Below are 13,847 nucleotides of genomic sequence, written 5' to 3'. Positions count from 1 at the left end.
TGAATTGTATATCATTTTTAAAATAACCCTTATTACTCATAGAAAACATCATAAGTATAATAAAAAAAGAAATAGCCTTAGATTGTATGCTATATTTCACGTATTTCATACAATCTAAAGCTATGAATTATTGAAGTTATTCCTTATGATTTTTCTGATATATCTATTATTTACCTTTATATCCTGTTAACTGATCAATTTCTCTTATTAACCGAACTCCCGATAGCTTTTGTGGATATGCATAAGCTAAAAATAATTCTTGTTTATTTTGGATCATTTGTTTTAATTTAGTATCTTTTACTAATTTAGCAATGAACTGTACCAATTTAGTCGGATCAGAATATATATGGTCTCCTAATTTATCATAATAATTAAACAATTTATCATTATTTAATATACATAATGGTTTATTAAATAACATAGTCTCTAATCCTACAGTTGATGACTTCACTACTACAGCATCTACATTTGCTAAAATATCATATAAGTTAACGCTTCTTTCCGATATAAATTTTACTGATTTGTATTTATTTTCAAAATTTCTATAGTTTTCCGTTAGTTTTCGGATTATTTCTAATGGATGTGGTTTAATAACTATTTCTATTTCAGGTTCCTGTGCTAAAGTTTCTATTAATTCATTCCATAGTAAAGGTGCAGTAGGCTGGGTTGCAATTAAAATAATTTTTTTCTTCGAATTCAATTTATATTTTTTATGAAATTCTCTCTTAGACATATGACCTTCATTAAAAATCCCATCAAATCGAGGGTGTCCAACAATTACAATCTGTTTTTCTGATACGCCTTTCTTTATAAATATATCTTTTTCATATTGACCATAAGCAGCCACTTTCGTTGAGAATATTGGTAAAAAAGCTTCTTCTCCAGTCAAAAGACCATGTTGCATACAAATACTAGGAATCCCTTTTTTAGCTGATACTATTGTCAAAATACGACTTATTAAATCTTCAGTAGTTCCTACTACAACACAAGAAATAGGATTTTTTTCAAAATATCTATCTACTGCTGCTATTCCTTGTACCATTTTGGGGATTAAAGTTATAAATTTATTACGAAAAAATTCATCATTAAATACGCGATGTTTATTAACTGATGCAAAAATTGTTTTCGCTCTTTTAATAAACTCATTTGCTAAATCTTTAACCTCAACTATATAATCTTTCATATTATGAACTGGTATATTCATATATTTATCTTTCTTAGCTCCTTGCATAAATACAATCGTTTGGTTGGGATCAAAGTATTTTATATAATTATTTTTTGAAAATCGTAAATATCTTTGATTTAATAATATTTTTCCTTCTATTGATTTAGCTTTAAGAGGCTGTTTTAAGGGTTTTAACCATTTTTCAAATCGGGGTTGAATTTCAGCATTCTTCAATTTCTTAGTTTTCAAATGTTTTTTAAATTCGGATTTCATCATTTCTTCTTTTAAATCATCGTCTAATAATTGATAAAAATTAGCTAACAGGGGTAGGGGAATGTTTTTATATGTTAACTGTCCAAATAAATCTATAAACTCTAAAAACAATAACCAATAGTTTTCTAAATACATTTTAGGTTTAGGCATTTATCTATCACTCCCTAAATTCTTTAGATATTTTCGTAATTCCCAACAAGTTCTTTGTTTGGGTAATCTCTTGATAAACTCGCTTTTCTCTTCCGCTATTATTTGTGTATGCAGTGATGTTTCCATAATATAATTAACATCTAATACTTCATTAATAGGATAAAAGGGCCAAAAATGATTTAGTCTCCAAAAAAATCTTGCATCACCTATCAAATAGAACTGAGGATCTTCATCCCAGTAAGAATGCCATTTCTCATAGATAATAGGTAGAATATCAGCTTTGTGCATAATCGAACAATGATCTACCTGACAAGAAGCAACCCATAGTTTATTTTTTGCATTCCTAATTACATTCTTTATGAGTTTACCTTCATAATTAAGGTGTAATACACATGAGCTTGAATAGCAAATCTTAACTTTACGATTATTTTTCATGAAATTTACCATTTTTTCCAAACGTTTCGGTTTATAAATATTATCATCCGTTGCATAAGAAATGTATTCCCCATTAATCATGCTTAATGCTTTATTTATTTGCACTGCATAGCGATTTTTTTCTGTCCTTTCCGAAATATTTTTGACATCACTTCGAAAATATCTTATTCTTTTATCCTTTAAATACTTTTCTATTACTTTTTGAGTATCTTCATTTGAGTTATCATCCATTAATAACAATTCAAAATCTTTAAATGATTGCTTTAAAATTGCCTCAATTGCTTTTCCTACATAATTTGGTTTATTATAACTAGTCATAATAATTGAAACCTTACACAAAAAATTACCTCCTTATCAAAATTTTAATAGACATTTGCATATAAATTATTTTCCCTCATCACATACTATGTTACTATTATTTTCCATGTGCCATTTATCAATAAAATATTGATTTTGGTTTTAAAATTTACATGATATAGTCTTTTCACTAAAATCCTAGATATCTTCTCGTTTAAGATGTGTCCATATAATACGCACCAACGTAATATAAATACGAGAGAGGATGGTGTTAAAAGTTAAATGGTTATTCAGATATAATTTCATTTTAGTAAAAAGGAGTAGTTATTTATGAAAATATTAATTACAGGAGCTAATGGACAATTAGGTACGGAATTACAAAAGCAATTAACATCTACCAACAAAATCGTATTCCCTTTAAATAAGTTCGCATTAGACATTACAAATTTCAATGAAGTTACTAGTTGTATTTTAGAACAAAATCCACAAGTTGTTATAAACTGTGCTGCATACACAAACGTAGATGGTTGTGAAAAAAATGAGGTGAATGCATTTAAAGTAAATTCAATTGGTGCTCAAAATATTGCAATTGCAACTGATAAGATAGGCTGTAAAGTCATTCATATATCTACTGACTACGTTTTTGATGGAAAAGCGAATACACCCTATAGAGAATACGATCTAACAAAGCCTAAAAACATTTATGGAAAAAGTAAATTATTAGGGGAAAAATTTATTGAAAAACTTAATCCTAAACATTTTATTATCAGAACTTCTTGGTTATATGGAGAAGGAAATAATTTTGTAAGAACTATGTTAAATCTTGCTTCATATAAAGATGAATTAAACATAGTAGATGATCAAATCGGAACCCCTACAAGTACAATAGATTTATCTAAATCAATAATTAATTTAATGGAAACTGAATACTATGGCACATATCATGGGACATGTGAAGGAAGTTGTAGTTGGTATGATTTTGCTAAAAAAATATTTGAACTAAGAAAAATTGATATACAAATTAATAGGATAACTACAGAACAATTAAATAGACTAGCCTCAAGACCTCAATATTCTGTTTTAGATAATTTTATGTTAAAACTAAAAGGATTAAATATTTTTAGACATTGGGAAGAGTCTATAGAAGAATATTTAAGAAATGAGGTGAAAAACAGATGAAAGGTATAGTATTAGCTGGAGGTCTTGGAACAAGACTATATCCAATTACCAAAGCCCTATCTAAACAACTCTTACCCATATACGATAAACCTATGATTTATTATCCTCTATCTGTTCTTTTGCTTTCTGGAATAAAAGAAATATTAATTATCTCTACTTCTAGAGATTTACCTATCTATAAAGAACTATTAGGAGATGGTAGTCAATTAGGAATTTCTTTTTCCTATAAAGTCCAAGATGCACCAAAAGGACTTGCAGATGCTTTTATAATAGGTGAAAAATTTATAGGAAATGATAAAGTCGCACTGGTTTTAGGAGACAATATTTTTTATGGTCATAAATTTACTGAAATTCTACAAAAATCAGCTTCATTAAAAGAGGGGGCTGTTATATTTGGATATTATGTAAAAAATCCAAACAACTTTGGAGTAGTTGAATTTGATAAAAATGGTAATGTCTTATCTATTGAAGAAAAACCTAAAAAAGCTAAATCCAATTATGCAATACCTGGATTATATTTTTATGATAATAATGTGATTGAAGTTGCTAAAAATATAAAACCATCACCCAGAGGCGAACTTGAAATAACATCTGTTAATGAAGAATATCTTCAAAGAGGTAAATTAAAAGTAGAATTATTTGGTCGAGGTATCGCCTGGTTAGATACAGGAACACACGATAGTCTTATAGAAGCTGGAAATTTTGTAGAAGCAGTACAAAAAAGACAAGGATTTTATATTGCTTGCCTAGAAGAAATTGTTTTTAGAATGGGATATATCAATGAAGAACAGCTTATTAAATTAGCTAACGGATTATTAAAAACTGATTATGGAAAATATCTATTTGATATAGCCAAAGGACTATAAATAGATGTTTATTTATAAGAAAGTTTAATTTTACAAAATTTAATCTAATAAATAATAGAGGTGTTCTAAATGAAAAAATTAATTGTCACAGGTGGAGCAGGTTTTATAGGAAGTAACTTTGTAAAATATATGCTTAATAAATATAAAGATTATAAAATAATTAACCTTGACTTACTAACTTATGCTGGAAATCTAAAAAATCTAAAAAATATCAAAGATCATCCTAATTATGAGTTCATAAAAATGGATATAGCAGATAGAGAACGAGTAGATAAAATATTGTCTCAAGGAATAGATTATATAATAAATTTTGCAGCAGAATCTCATGTAGATAGAAGTATACAAGATCCTGAATGTTTTATAAGGACAAATATTATAGGTACACAAGTACTTTTAGATGTAGCAAAAAATTATCATCTAAAAAAATATGTTCAAATTTCCACCGATGAAGTATATGGTTCTTTAGGACAAAAGGGATTATTTACAGAAAAAACACCACTTGCACCAAATAGCCCCTATTCAGCTAGTAAAGCAGGAGCAGATTTACTAACTAGAGCATATTATAAAACTTTTAATCTTCCAATAAACATAACAAGATGTTCAAATAACTATGGTTCTTATCAATTTCCAGAAAAGTTAATCCCCCTTATGATAACAAATGCACTAGAAGGAAAAGATTTACCTGTGTATGGAGATGGATTTCAAATTAGAGACTGGATTCATGTAGAAGATCACTGTAGGGCAATAGATTTAGTACTTCATAAAGGAAAAATAGGAGAAATATATAATATTGGTGGAAATAATGAGAAAGCAAATATTAACATTGTAAAGCTTATACTTAAGATGCTTAATAAACCAGAAAATTTGATTAGGTACGTAAAAGATAGACCTGGCCATGATAGAAGATATGCTATAGATTCATCAAAAATTCAAAATGAGCTAGGTTGGAAACCAAGGTATGATTTTGAAAAAGGAATGAAACAAACCATTAAGTGGTATTTAGATAATAAGGAATGGTGGAAAGCGCTAGTAAATAGTGTTAACTAATAATTAAAAATATACCTCTTATAACTTTGGAAACAATCATCCTAACAAAGAATTATGCTTAAAATCTTCTTAACACATGTATAGAAAAACTCCTTCCTGGTTTAAATTATATTACTGATTTTTCCCAGAAAGGAGTTTTTATTTTCACTTAAGAATAGCTTTATTTACACTCCCTCATTCTCTCTGAGACAGCCCTTTTTTCTAAATCCTTATGCTCTCAAACTTGCACTAATATTTTCTTTTAATGCTTCTAATATTTTTTCATGCACCTTCGTTACTTCTTCATCTGTCAAAGTTCTATCCTTGGCTCTATACGTTAATGAATAGGCTACACTCTTATATCCTTCTTGAACTTGCTTTCCTTTATATACATCAAATAATTTAATGCTTTCTAATATTTTTCCGCCATTTTCTTTTGCTATATCTTCGATTTGTTTTACATAGATATCATCTTTCACAACCAATGCCATATCCCTTGTCATAGCAGGATATTTAGGAAGTTGTTCATATAATCTATCTAGTCTTGTAATTTGATAAATAATATTAAAATCTATTTCTGCTACATATACTCGTGTATCAATGTTGTAATTTTCCATTACGTCTGGATGAATTTCACCAATTACTCCTAATGTGTGATTACCATAAGTAATACTTGCACATCTTCCTGGATGGAAGGTTGGGTGATTTTTCTCTGGAGTATATTCGAAATCTTTTATACCAAGTCTTTCAAATAATCTTTCTACAGTCCCCTTTACACTATAGAAATCTATTTCTTTTCCATACATTCCAAGGGTTAATACTTTTTTCTCTATTGGTAGAGTTTGAACAGGAATACTCTTTGGAATGAAAGTGTTTCCTAATTCAAAGGCCTTTGCCTCTTCCACATTACGATTGTAGTTTCGAGCTAATACCTCTAGCATATTACCCATTAGGGTAGTTCTCATGACACTGGTTTCTTCTCCTAGGGGATTGATTAATTTTACAACTCTTCTCATAAAGCTTTCCTCTGGCATACATAATAAATCAAAGGTTCTAGGGCTTACAAAAGAATAAGTTGCAATTTCATTTAATCCTGCTGCATTTAAAGTATTTTTCGCTAACTGCTCAATAATTTGACCATTGGTCATAGCTCCTTGCGTATTTCCTTTTGGCAGGGTCATTCCCAAATTATTAAACCCATAAATTCTTGCGATTTCTTCTACAAAATCTATTTCCTGGGCAATATCTAATCTGAAAGTAGGTACTGTAACTAAGAACTTTTCTTCTTTTACTTCTACTTTCATTCCTAATCTTTCTAAGATATGAATCATTTCTTCATTAGATAAATTTGTACCTAATAAATCATTCATTCTCTTTGGTCTGATTTCTATTACATCTGCCTCTCTTTTATTTGGATAAATATCAATAGCACCTTTTACAATTTTACCGATCTTTAATTCTTCCACTAATTCACATACTCGATTAACTGCAATGATTGCAGTATTAGGATCAATTCCTTTTTCAAATCTTGCAGATGCTTCTGTTCTTAATCCTAATTTTTTAGAAGTAGCTCTCACCATATCAGCATTAAAATTTGCAGACTCAAGCAAAATCGTTTTCGTACTTTCTGTGATTTCTGAATTAAGTCCTCCCATAACCCCTGCTAATGCTACAGACTTTTCACCATCTGCAATCATAAGGATACTACTATCTAATTTTCTTTCTGCTTCATCTAAGGTTACAAATTTTTCTCCTTCTTCTGCTTTTTTTACAATGATTTTGTTTCCTGCTAAAGTTTCTAAATCAAAAGCATGAAGAGGCTGTCCAAGTTCTAGCATAACATAATTTGTAATATCTACTATGTTATTGATAGGTCTCATACCAGCTTTCATCAATCTATTTTGCATCCATTGTGGAGATGGCTTTATTTCTACATCCTTGATAACTCTTGCTACATATCTGTTGCAAAGTTCATTATCTAGAACCTCTACAGATGCATAATTCTCTATATTGTCTACTTCTTCTGTTGCATTGATTTTTAACTCTTTTAAAGGAACATTAAAAGTTGCAGACCCTTCTCTTGCCATTCCTAACATACTCAGACAATCTGGTCTATTTGGTGTAATCTCAAATTCTATAATATGATCATTCAAACCAAAAACATCTTTAATATCCATTCCTAGTGGATATTCTTCATCTAATATGTAAATACCATCCTTGTTTTGATGTATTGGTAATACTTTATCTTCAATACCTAGCTCTTCTCCCGAGCACATCATCCCATTCGATACGATTCCACGAAGCTTTCCTCTTTTTATTTTTGTACCATCTGGAAGTCTTCCTCCATTTAAGATGACTGGAATGTATTGACCTACTTTAATATTATTTGCTCCTGTAACAATTTGAATCACTTCTTCTCCCACATCTACTTGTGTAACTACTAATTTTTGAGCATCTGGATGCTTTTCAATTTCTAAAATTTTTCCTACAACAATTTTATTTACTCTCTCTCCTAAGTGTTCCACTGTTTCTATATTAGATCCAGACATAATGAACTCATCTCTTAAATCTTTAATATCTATATTTTCAATATCTACATATTGTTTTAACCATTCTACTGGCACGAACATATTACTTCCTCCTTATCTTTTCTTTAGAACTGATTGATAAAACGCATATCATTTTCAAAAAGTAATCTAATATCTTCTATTCCATATTTTAACATTGTGATTCTATCAAGTCCCATACCAAAGGCAAATCCACTATACTCCTCTGGGTCTATGCCACATTCTTTTAAAACATTTGGATGTACCATACCGCATCCTAAGATTTCTATCCATCCACTTCCTTTACATACACGACAACCTTCTCCATTACACTTAAAGCAAGTAACATCTACTTCAGCACTTGGCTCTGTAAATGGAAAATGGTGAGGTCTAAACTTTGTCTTTGTGCCTATTCCAAATAATTGTTTTGCAAATAAATCTAGTGTTCCTTTTAAATCTGCCATAGTAATATTTTTATCTACTACTAACCCTTCTATCTGATGAAACATTGGTGAATGAGTAGCATCTAATTCATCAGAACGAAAGCATCTTCCTGGAGAAAGAATCTTAATAGGAGGTTTACTCCTCTTCATAGTTCTAATTTGTACAGTTGAAGTTTGTGTTCTAAGTAAAAGATCATCTGTAATATAAAAAGTATCTGTTAAATCTCTAGATGGATGGTTCTTTGGTGCGTTAAGTGCGTCAAAGTTATGATACACTGTATCAACCTCTGGTCCTTCTGCAATCTTAAATCCCATCCCCATAAAAATATCTTTTATTTCATCTAAAACCATTGTAAGAGGATGCTTATGTCCTAAATTTTTAGCTTTTCCTGGCATAGTTACATCAATGGTTTCATTCATTAATCTTAGATTCTTTTCTTTGTGCTTCATTTCATTTTTTGCTGCATCTAAAGCTCCTTCAATGGCTGCTCTAACTTCATTGGCAATTTTACCTACTCTTGGTCTTTCCTCATTAGATAAATCCTTCATCCCTCTTAAAACAGCGGTAAGTTCTCCTTTTTTTCCTAGATATTTTATTCTAATTTGTTCTAGTTCTTGCATAGATTGTGCCTCTTTTATAGCACTCTCTGCAACATTTTGTATGTTTTTTAGTTGCTCTTTCATTGATATACTCCTTTCTAGTTATCCTTATATATAAACATTTTATTTAAAAACAGCCTGTCCTATAATTATAATCAAAGTATATTTCATAGCTGTATGAAAGCTCTTATTTAAATTTATTTCATCTCTTGTATTACTCTACTCATTATATCCAAATAAAAAAATCTTCAATCCCACAAGGGACGAAGATTTTCCGCGGTACCACCCTAATAGTTAAATTTCTTTAACCACTTCATTGACTTAACGGCGTCTACCGATAGAACCTACTTACCTTTCAGCTCTATAGTTCAAGAGTGAATTCAATCAGGTTGTCATTTAAAAATGCTCTCAGCCCTTGGCATTTCCTCTCTGTAAAGCAATCCATAACCTACTCTTCTCTATCATTACCAATATCCATATTAATAATTTGCAACTAATTCCCTATAACCCAAATAGGCATTAATATTTCCAGTTAACATAAAAATACTCCAAAGCCACTCAGTTGTACTTAGCATAATGCCCACACCCCTTTTTAATAGCCGCTTTTCCTTCATTATAGCACAGCAAAAAGAGGTTTACAAGAAAATAAATGACCTATTTGTATTATTTTTCAAATTTTCTGATTCCTTTTCTGTCTTACAGCTTCATACATGATAATAGACGCTGCAATAGAAGCATTTAACGATTCAGCCTTACCAATCATTGGAATTTTCACCAATTCATCTGAACTTTCTAAAACTTCTTTCAATACCCCATTTGCTTCGTTTCCTATGACAAATGCTGTACTTTCATTATAATCCACTTCATCATAATATTTATCTGTTTCTAAACTTGTACTAACAATTTTAATATTTTTTGATTTTAGATGTTTAATGATTTCTATTGTTTCTCCTCCATGGACAATAGGAAAATGAAATATAGAACCCATTGTTGATCTTATAGTTTTTAAATTATATAAGTCCACACATCCCTTTGTTAAAATGACAGCATTAATACCTGCAGCATCTGCTGTTCTTATAATGGTTCCTAAATTTCCTGGATCTTGTACTCGATCAAGAACTAAAAACAAATTTTTTGAAGAATCTATTACCTCATCTATGTGGTATGATTCTATGGGAAGTACAGCCATAATTCCTTGAGGATTTTGTGTATCTGAAAGATGCATATAGATATTATTGGGAATTTCATATATTTTTATATTGTTTTCCATTAATTCATGGAGCAATTCTTCTCCTCCAGATGTAGTATACAATTCCTCAGCAAATAATATATATTTGATTTCTTTATTATTTTGTAGGGCATCACGAATAATTCGTATCCCTTCTACTATGTATTCCTCATACTTTTGTCTGTATTTTCTTTTTTTCAGTTCTCTTACATGTTTAATAGTTCCATTGTCGCTAGAATTAATCTTTAAGATCAACTATTTCCACCTCTTATTTTATGCTTTCTTCTCTATCTTTTGTAAATCATCATTATGTCCAATCACCACTAATACATCATCACTTTTTACCGTATCCGTTGCCCTTGGAGAGATATTAATTTCTGTCCCATGCTTAATAGCCATTACGTTAATACCGTAATTTGCTCTCATATTTAAATCTTTTAAATTTTGTCCTGCCCATTCTTCAAGGGCAGAGATCTCTACAATACTATAATCAGGAGCCAATTCTATAATGTCTAAGAAATTAGATGATACTAGATTATGTGCTACCCTAACACCCATATCTCTTTCAGGAAATACCACTCTATCTGCTCCAATTTTATAAAGAACCTTTGCATGCTGCTCATTTTGAGCTTTAGCTACTACATGCTTCACCCCTAGTTCCTTTACAATGAGGGTGGCCATAATAGACGCTTGTATATTAGAGCCTATGGTAATTACTGCAACATCAAAATTACTCATTCCAAGTGATTTAATGGATGCCTCTTCTGTTGCATCTGCTTGTACTGCATGGGTAACAGAATCAGCTATTCCTTGTATCACATCTTCATTACCATCAATTGCTAATACATCAAAACCTAATCCATAAAGGGTTCTTGCCACACTTGAACCAAACCTTCCACAACCTATTACTACAAATTGTTTCATCGTAACACCCCTATCCTACAATTACTCGTTCTTCAGGATACTTAATCAATCCCTTATTTTTCTGCTGTTGTCTTGCTAAAGCTAATGCAATGGTCATAGGCCCTACTCTACCTGCAAACATAGTAATGGAAATAACAATTTTCCCTATGATACTAAGACTAGGTGTCATTCCTAATGACAAACCCACTGTTCCAAAAGCTGAAGTAACTTCAAAGAAAATCTCCATAAAACTATGTCCTGTTTCTGTTATGGATAAAATCATAGTTACAAATATAACCAGTGTCATGGCAATCCCAATTACTGCTAAAGATCGATTAATAATGTCTCTAGGTATTCTTCTATTAAAAACTTCTGTATCTTCTTTTCCTTTTATAATATTAATCACCGTAAAGATAATCACTCCAGCTGTTGTGGTTTTTACTCCTCCAGCAGTAGATCCAGAAGAACCTCCTATGAACATGAAAACCATTGTCATAAATATGGTAGCTGTTGTTAATTTATCTGTTGGTAAGGTATTAAACCCTGCCGTTCTAGGTGTAACAGAATGAAATAATGCACCTAATAATTTCCCTTTAAAGCTTAGCTTCCCAAGTGTTTCAGGATTACTATACTCTAATATAAAAACGGCTATAAAACCTACTAATAATAAAACACCTGTAATATAGAGTACTAGTTTTGCATGTAAACTAAGTTTTGAGAACTTTCTTTTTTGGAGTACCTCAACAATTACCGTGAATCCTAAACCACCTGTTATAATTAAAAAACAGATTACTATGTTAATGAGAAAATCATCAGCAAAAGGCGTTAAACTTCTAAAATTTCCTATTAAATCAAAACCTGCGTTACAAAAAGCAGAAATTGCATGAAATATACTTAGTCCTATTCCCTTTGGTACCCCATATATAGGAATAAATTTAAAGGATAGAAGTATTGCCCCTATTCCTTCTATGGAAAAAGTTGTTATAAGAATATATTTTGTAAGACGCACAATTCCAGATATATTAAATTGATTCAATGCTTCTTGCATGACTAGACGTTCACGTAAGGTAATCCTTTTTCCAAAAATTAATGCAAAAAAGGTAGCCATGCTCATAAATCCTAATCCACCAATTTGAATTAATAGAATAATAACCGTCTGCCCAAAAACAGTCCAGTGGGTAGCCGTATCAACAACAACAAGTCCCGTTACACATACTGCTGAAGTAGATGTGAAAATTGCATTAATAAAACCCACACTATGTCCAGATTTTGATGCAATAGGAAGACTTAAAAGTATACCACCCATTAAAATGACACTAGCAAATCCTAAAACAAGTATCTGTGCAGGGTTCAGTTTATATTTATCAATTCTTTTATTAATATCGATTCTAATCACCCCTGTCCAAATTCTTCCTAATTTTGTTATGCATTTATTATAGCATTAACCAATAACTTTTTAAAGAAAAGTTATCGATCCCTACATATTATTTTAAACAAATCATCACAAGTATATGAATAAACAATGAAAAAAATAGACTCATTAATAGAGTCTATTTTTATGCATTTAATTTTTGCTTTGCAACATCTACTAATTGTGCAAAACCTTTTTCATCATAAATTGCCATTTCAGCTAACATTTTTCTGTTAATTTGAACCTCAGCTAGCTTTAATCCATTAATTAATCTACTATAAGATATACCATTCATTCTTGCAGCAGCATTAATTCTTGCAATCCATAATTTTCTAAAATCTCTCTTCTTTAATTTTCTTCCTATATATGCAGATCTTAAAGATCTCATTACTGCTGGATTTGCAGCTCTGAAAATCTTACTTTTAGCTCCATAAAATCCTTTTGCAAGTTTTAATATTTTTTTATGCTTCTTTTTTGCATTTACTGCTTTTTTTACTCTTGCCATGTTTTTCTACCTCCTTTACCTTCCTATTTTCTATGCGTATGGTAATACTTTTTTTATTCTTCTCTCTTCAGCCTTTGGCATCATAGCAGCTTTTCTTAAATTTCTTTTTCTTTTTTGGCTCTTTTTAGTTAAAATATGGCTTTTATAAGCTTTTGCTCTTTTTATTTTACCACTCTTTGTTATTTTGAATCTTTTTGCTGCTCCACGATGTGTTTTCATTTTTGGCATAATTATTTCCTCCCCTCTATCATCTAAGCATTCTTTGGTGCTAAGAACATAGTCATGCTCCTGCCTTCCAATTTTGGCTTTTTCTCTATAGTACTAACTTCTGAAATGAGCTCATTAAATTTATTCATTACATCATACCCTAATTTGGTATAGCCCATTTCTCTACCTTTAAATCTCAAAGTAACTTTTACTTTGTCACCCTTTGACAAAAAGGAAATAGCTCTATTTGCTTTTACATTTAAATCATGTTGTTCAATATTAAGACTTAATCGAACTTCCTTTACATTAATTACTTTTTGCTTTTTCTTTGCTTCTTTTTCTTTTTTGGATTGTTCAAACTTATACTTTCCATAATCCATGATCTTGCAAACAGGTGGCTTTGCTTGAGGTGCAATTTTTACTAAATCTAATTTTCTTTCTATGGCCATTTCTAATGCCTTTCTTCCTGCAACAACACCTAACTGTTCACCATCCGTATCAATCAGTCTAACTTCTCGGTCCCTAATCGCTTCATTAATATCTAATTCTTTAATGATTGGACACCTCCTAAAATTTATCATCCCTAATGGGATATAGATATATAACAATAAAA

The 13,847-nt window shown here is 30.5% G+C and carries 13 protein-coding genes and 1 other annotated feature; of the genes, 3 read left to right on the top strand and 10 right to left on the bottom strand.

Going from position 1 to position 13,847, the window contains the following annotated elements:
* Positions 1 to 166: 166 nt before the first annotated feature.
* A complete protein-coding gene (locus K7H06_RS04820) occupies positions 167 to 1,588 on the bottom strand; it encodes a capsular polysaccharide export protein, LipB/KpsS family (protein ID WP_223038811.1) in 1,422 nt (473 codons plus the stop codon).
* Positions 1,589 to 2,362, bottom strand: coding sequence for a glycosyltransferase family 2 protein (locus K7H06_RS04815; protein WP_223038810.1), 774 nt, complete (start codon positions 2,360 to 2,362; stop codon positions 1,589 to 1,591).
* A 288-nt stretch (positions 2,363 to 2,650) separates the two neighbouring features.
* Between K7H06_RS04815 and rfbD the strand changes: the two genes are divergently transcribed.
* From rfbD to rfbB, 3 genes are all read left to right on the top strand, one after another.
* A complete protein-coding gene (gene rfbD, locus K7H06_RS04810) occupies positions 2,651 to 3,499 on the top strand; it encodes a dTDP-4-dehydrorhamnose reductase (RefSeq protein ID WP_223038809.1) in 849 nt (282 codons plus the stop codon).
* Positions 3,496 to 4,365, top strand: coding sequence for a glucose-1-phosphate thymidylyltransferase RfbA (rfbA, locus tag K7H06_RS04805; protein WP_223038808.1), 870 nt, complete (start codon positions 3,496 to 3,498; stop codon positions 4,363 to 4,365). Before rfbD ends, rfbA begins: the two co-directional genes overlap by 4 nt.
* Positions 4,366 to 4,434: 69 nt before the next feature.
* Positions 4,435 to 5,412, top strand: a complete 978-nt coding sequence (gene rfbB / locus K7H06_RS04800) for a dTDP-glucose 4,6-dehydratase (RefSeq protein WP_223038807.1) — start codon at positions 4,435 to 4,437, stop codon at positions 5,410 to 5,412.
* A gap of 209 nt (positions 5,413 to 5,621) precedes the next feature.
* Here the strand turns inward: rfbB and pheT are convergent, their stop codons facing one another.
* From pheT to infC, 8 genes are all read right to left on the bottom strand, one after another.
* Entirely contained in the window at positions 5,622 to 8,021 is a 2,400-nt protein-coding gene (gene pheT, locus K7H06_RS04795; RefSeq protein WP_223038806.1) for a phenylalanine--tRNA ligase subunit beta, read from the bottom strand.
* Between the two features lie 23 nt (positions 8,022 to 8,044).
* Positions 8,045 to 9,064, bottom strand: coding sequence for a phenylalanine--tRNA ligase subunit alpha (gene pheS, locus K7H06_RS04790; RefSeq protein WP_223038805.1), 1,020 nt, complete (start codon positions 9,062 to 9,064; stop codon positions 8,045 to 8,047).
* Positions 9,065 to 9,236: 172 nt separating this feature from the next.
* Positions 9,237 to 9,454: a binding site (T-box leader), on the bottom strand.
* 196 nt (positions 9,455 to 9,650) lie between these two features.
* Positions 9,651 to 10,463, bottom strand: a complete 813-nt coding sequence (rlmB, locus tag K7H06_RS04785; protein WP_223038804.1) for a 23S rRNA (guanosine(2251)-2'-O)-methyltransferase RlmB — start codon at positions 10,461 to 10,463, stop codon at positions 9,651 to 9,653.
* An 18-nt stretch (positions 10,464 to 10,481) separates the two neighbouring features.
* A complete protein-coding gene (locus tag K7H06_RS04780; protein WP_223038803.1) occupies positions 10,482 to 11,132 on the bottom strand; it encodes a potassium channel family protein in 651 nt (216 codons plus the stop codon).
* Between the two features lie 10 nt (positions 11,133 to 11,142).
* Complete coding sequence (locus tag K7H06_RS04775) at positions 11,143 to 12,498, bottom strand: TrkH family potassium uptake protein (RefSeq protein WP_246637695.1); 1,356 nt, start codon at positions 12,496 to 12,498, stop codon at positions 11,143 to 11,145.
* Between the two features lie 169 nt (positions 12,499 to 12,667).
* The gene (rplT, locus tag K7H06_RS04770) at positions 12,668 to 13,027 is read right to left on the bottom strand and encodes a 50S ribosomal protein L20 (protein WP_223038802.1); all 360 of its coding nucleotides are present in this window, start codon (positions 13,025 to 13,027) and stop codon (positions 12,668 to 12,670) included.
* A 30-nt stretch (positions 13,028 to 13,057) separates the two neighbouring features.
* Positions 13,058 to 13,255, bottom strand: coding sequence for a 50S ribosomal protein L35 (gene rpmI, locus K7H06_RS04765; protein ID WP_223038801.1), 198 nt, complete (start codon positions 13,253 to 13,255; stop codon positions 13,058 to 13,060).
* A 23-nt stretch (positions 13,256 to 13,278) separates the two neighbouring features.
* Positions 13,279 to 13,815, bottom strand: coding sequence for a translation initiation factor IF-3 (gene infC, locus K7H06_RS04760; RefSeq protein WP_223039945.1), 537 nt, complete (start codon positions 13,813 to 13,815; stop codon positions 13,279 to 13,281).
* Positions 13,816 to 13,847: the final 32 nt, after the last annotated feature.

This window comes from Crassaminicella profunda, assembly GCF_019884785.1.
GTDB lineage: Bacteria > Bacillota > Clostridia > Peptostreptococcales > Thermotaleaceae > Crassaminicella > Crassaminicella profunda.
This window is presented reverse-complemented; position numbering and strand designations above follow the sequence as displayed.